We start from the raw sequence: 3,091 nt of genomic DNA on the forward strand, positions 1-3,091 counted from the left end.
TTTTAAATAATACAAAAGTAGGAACTCCACTTACTTTATAAATGGATGCTATCTTAGGATTTTTATCCACATCAATTTTTATAATTGACAAACTTTCATCATAAAACTCTTTTACATCTTGTAATATGGGTGCCATGGTCTGACACGGTCCACACCAAGTTGCAAAGAAGTCTACCAGTACAACATTATTTGATTTAATAATCTCATCGAATGTAGCCATTATTTCTCCTCTTTTAATTGTTTCAATGCCTGATATCCACCTCTAATATTTATTACATGCTCAAAGCCCTTCTTCTTCAAAATAGACATAGCAATCATACTACGATATCCAGAAAGACATTGGACATAATAATTCTTATTGTCTGGTAAATCTAGATTAAAGTTACCTAAATCTTTTAATGGAAAATTCATCGCATTGTCAATATGCCCTGTGGCAAACTCTTTTTCCGACCGGACATCTATTATTTGACCTTCGTTTGATAAATCTAAATAAGTCGAAGCATCGACCTCTGGTATAGAATCTAAAAGGTACTGCTTTTTATAACTACGCACACCTCCCTCAAGATACCCTAATATATGCGTATAGCCTAATTCTTCCAATGTTAAGCATACCTGTGCTACTGTTTCCTGATCTGAAAGGAGTATAATCGGTTGGTCTTTGTTGGCTAATATTTTTGGAACCCAAGCTTTAAATGGGCCGTTCCAACCGATAAACACCGACTTAGGAATATAACCTGCTGCAAAATCTTTTACCGACCTGGTATCTAACACCAATGCTCCTGTTGCTTCCAATGACATAAATTGCGTTAAATTCAAAGCTGAAACAGGAGGGATAAGCGAAATAGAAGGAGATCTCTTTTCACTTTCCGATATTGCTTTTCCAAAACCGATCTGTGTAAATGTTAAAATAAAAAATACTGTTGCACACGCGCCAACTATATAAGTTAAATATTCTTTTTTCATCTGTATTAATTTTTAAAAGAAGATAAAGCAATTAAAACCGATACTTTCAACTTCTTTTGTGAATTGATGTGCGATGCTGATCGCTTCCACCAGAAAATAATGATGTATGTTTATAAATTTCAAAGAGGAACATCCCCCCTTAAGCATCCTCTGTATTTATTGTCTCAAGATTATGTAATTTCAATTTTTAAAAGGAATAGTAATTTTTTCAAGTTCTTCAATAGTACCATTGAAGATATTTAGATCCACATTCCCGTTAATCCCTCTAACAGTCCCCTTCTCGGAAAACTGCCAAAAATTCCAATGATCTTTAAGATCTTCGACCCAAAAATTATAATTGGCAATCCATAAAATATAATTACTAAATTCTTTTTGAAGAAAATCTGTATAATATTTATCTCCTGAATACAAAATAGGCTTTACCCTATAATGTGATTCAACTTCGTCCAGCCACCGTTTTAAACCAACTTTCAGACTGTCCATGGATTGATGTTTAGGCAATTCCTCAATATCTAGTACAGGCGGTAGATCTCCTGATTCAAGTTTAACAGTCTTAATAAAATTTTTAGCCTGCTTAACGGAATTTTCATTTGGTCTAAAATAGTGATAAGCCCCTCTTAAATTCGCTCTAGTAGCAACTGCTTTCCAATTATCATCAAATCGATCATCCACCTTACTTTCACCCATCGTTGCCCTTACAAAAATAAAATCTATTGGAAATTGATCATTGATTGTATTAACTTCTATCCAGTTAATATCACCTTGATATTGCGATATATCTAAACCAAAAATCTTATCTGAATGGCTCGACATAATCTCCACATTTCGAATATCATATTTAGCCTCTTTATGAGCAGTTCCTCGAGCTTTCCCCAAAGTACTGAGGTAATATCTAATTCCCGCACGATAATGCCATGCAAACGCTAAAAGAACAAGAAGAATAAAAGCTCCAGAAAATGCGATATACTTCCATCTTTTACCATTGTCATCTGTGATCTCGCCTGATTTCTTGCGCTGAACTTTCTTTTTCTTCATTTGGCAATGAATTTAATCTATCTTTTACAAAGAATCAAAATTAAAATAAACATTTTGTATTTTTGTCTATGATTGTTTACAACCCAAAAGATTGGCTTACTTCAACTCTCAAACTCCATAAAACGGATACTTTCCGTAAATTATTTCCATATCTTATCTTAGCATCTTTATATTCTTGGGGCATTGCGTACCTAGAACTGGAATATTTAAAACTAGCTGAAAAAAGTTGGATTAAAAATATCACAATAGTTCATAGCTTACTTGGATTCGTACTCTCCCTTTTGCTTGTATTTAGAACTAATACTGCGTACGACCGTTGGTGGGAAGCTAGAAAACAATGGGGTTCACTAACAAACATCAGTAGAAGTTTATCCTATAAAATGAATGCATTTCTGGAAAGCGATGATAAGGTAAACCGCAGTTTTTATAGGAAAGCAATTCCGCTTTATGCAGAAACACTCTATACCTTTCTTCGTTCGGACTACACCAAATTTATGCTTGATGAAGTGTCACATCCGGAATTAGAAAATCTGGATGATCAAAACATGGTCCCAATCAGGTAGCATCATTAATTTTTAAAAAAACAAATTCCCTCTATAAGGAAGGAAAAATAACAGGAGATCAATTTCGAATTATAAACAATGAACTTGAATCTTTCACCAATGTATGTGGAGCATGTGAACGGATTAAAAACACACCAATACCGCTATCCTATAATGCATTCATAAAAAAGTTCATCATCCTTTATACAGCAACACTACCCATCGGATACGTCTTTTCAATTGGTTATTTTGTGATTGCAGCAGTACCATTTATATTTTATGTATTAGCATCATTAGAATTAATTGGCGAATCCATTGAAGAACCTTTCGGAACAGATAGTGATGATTTACCGATTGATAAAATCGCACAGAACATCAAAAAACACTGTTATGAAATCTTACTTCCATAGCCTTTAAAAGTAATTTAAGCCTTTTTTTAACTAAAATATAGCTTAAAAAATTAATCTCCCTCATTTTCAATGGAGTAAAAAATAAGTTTTGGCGACTAAATGAATTTTTCTACTTTTGTGGCGGAGAGCTGGCAGAGTGGT

The 3,091-nt window shown here is 33.6% G+C and carries 5 protein-coding genes; 2 read left to right on the top strand and 3 right to left on the bottom strand.

Features of this window, described 5'->3' with window-relative positions:
- The 3 genes from L950_RS24725 to L950_RS24735 form a co-directional block, all read right to left on the bottom strand.
- Nucleotides 1–220, bottom strand: a 220-nt coding sequence (locus tag L950_RS24725; RefSeq protein ID WP_021191936.1) for a thioredoxin family protein, incomplete at its 3' end; no start/stop codon positions are given.
- A complete protein-coding gene (locus L950_RS24730; RefSeq protein ID WP_021191937.1) occupies nucleotides 220–963 on the bottom strand; it encodes a rhodanese-like domain-containing protein in 744 nt (247 codons plus the stop codon). The genes L950_RS24725 and L950_RS24730, both read right to left, overlap by 1 nt.
- A 180-nt stretch (nucleotides 964–1,143) precedes the next feature.
- Complete coding sequence (locus L950_RS24735; protein ID WP_021191938.1) at nucleotides 1,144–1,998, bottom strand: glycoside hydrolase family 25 protein; 855 nt, start codon at nucleotides 1,996–1,998, stop codon at nucleotides 1,144–1,146.
- A gap of 68 nt (nucleotides 1,999–2,066) precedes the next feature.
- Between L950_RS24735 and L950_RS36055 the strand changes: the two genes are divergently transcribed.
- Both L950_RS36055 and L950_RS36060 read left to right on the top strand, forming a co-directional pair.
- Nucleotides 2,067–2,561 carry a bestrophin family ion channel gene (locus tag L950_RS36055; protein ID WP_262507201.1) on the top strand — a complete coding sequence of 165 codons (495 nt, stop codon included), beginning with the start codon at nucleotides 2,067–2,069 and terminating at the stop codon, nucleotides 2,559–2,561.
- 8 nt (nucleotides 2,562–2,569) lie between these two features.
- On the top strand, nucleotides 2,570–2,950 hold the full coding sequence (locus tag L950_RS36060) for a bestrophin family ion channel (RefSeq protein ID WP_316930755.1): 381 nt from the start codon (nucleotides 2,570–2,572) through the stop codon (nucleotides 2,948–2,950).
- Nucleotides 2,951–3,091: the final 141 nt, after the last annotated feature.

Source organism: Sphingobacterium sp. IITKGP-BTPF85, assembly GCF_001006065.1.
In the GTDB taxonomy this organism is placed as follows: domain Bacteria; phylum Bacteroidota; class Bacteroidia; order Sphingobacteriales; family Sphingobacteriaceae; genus Sphingobacterium; species Sphingobacterium anhuiense.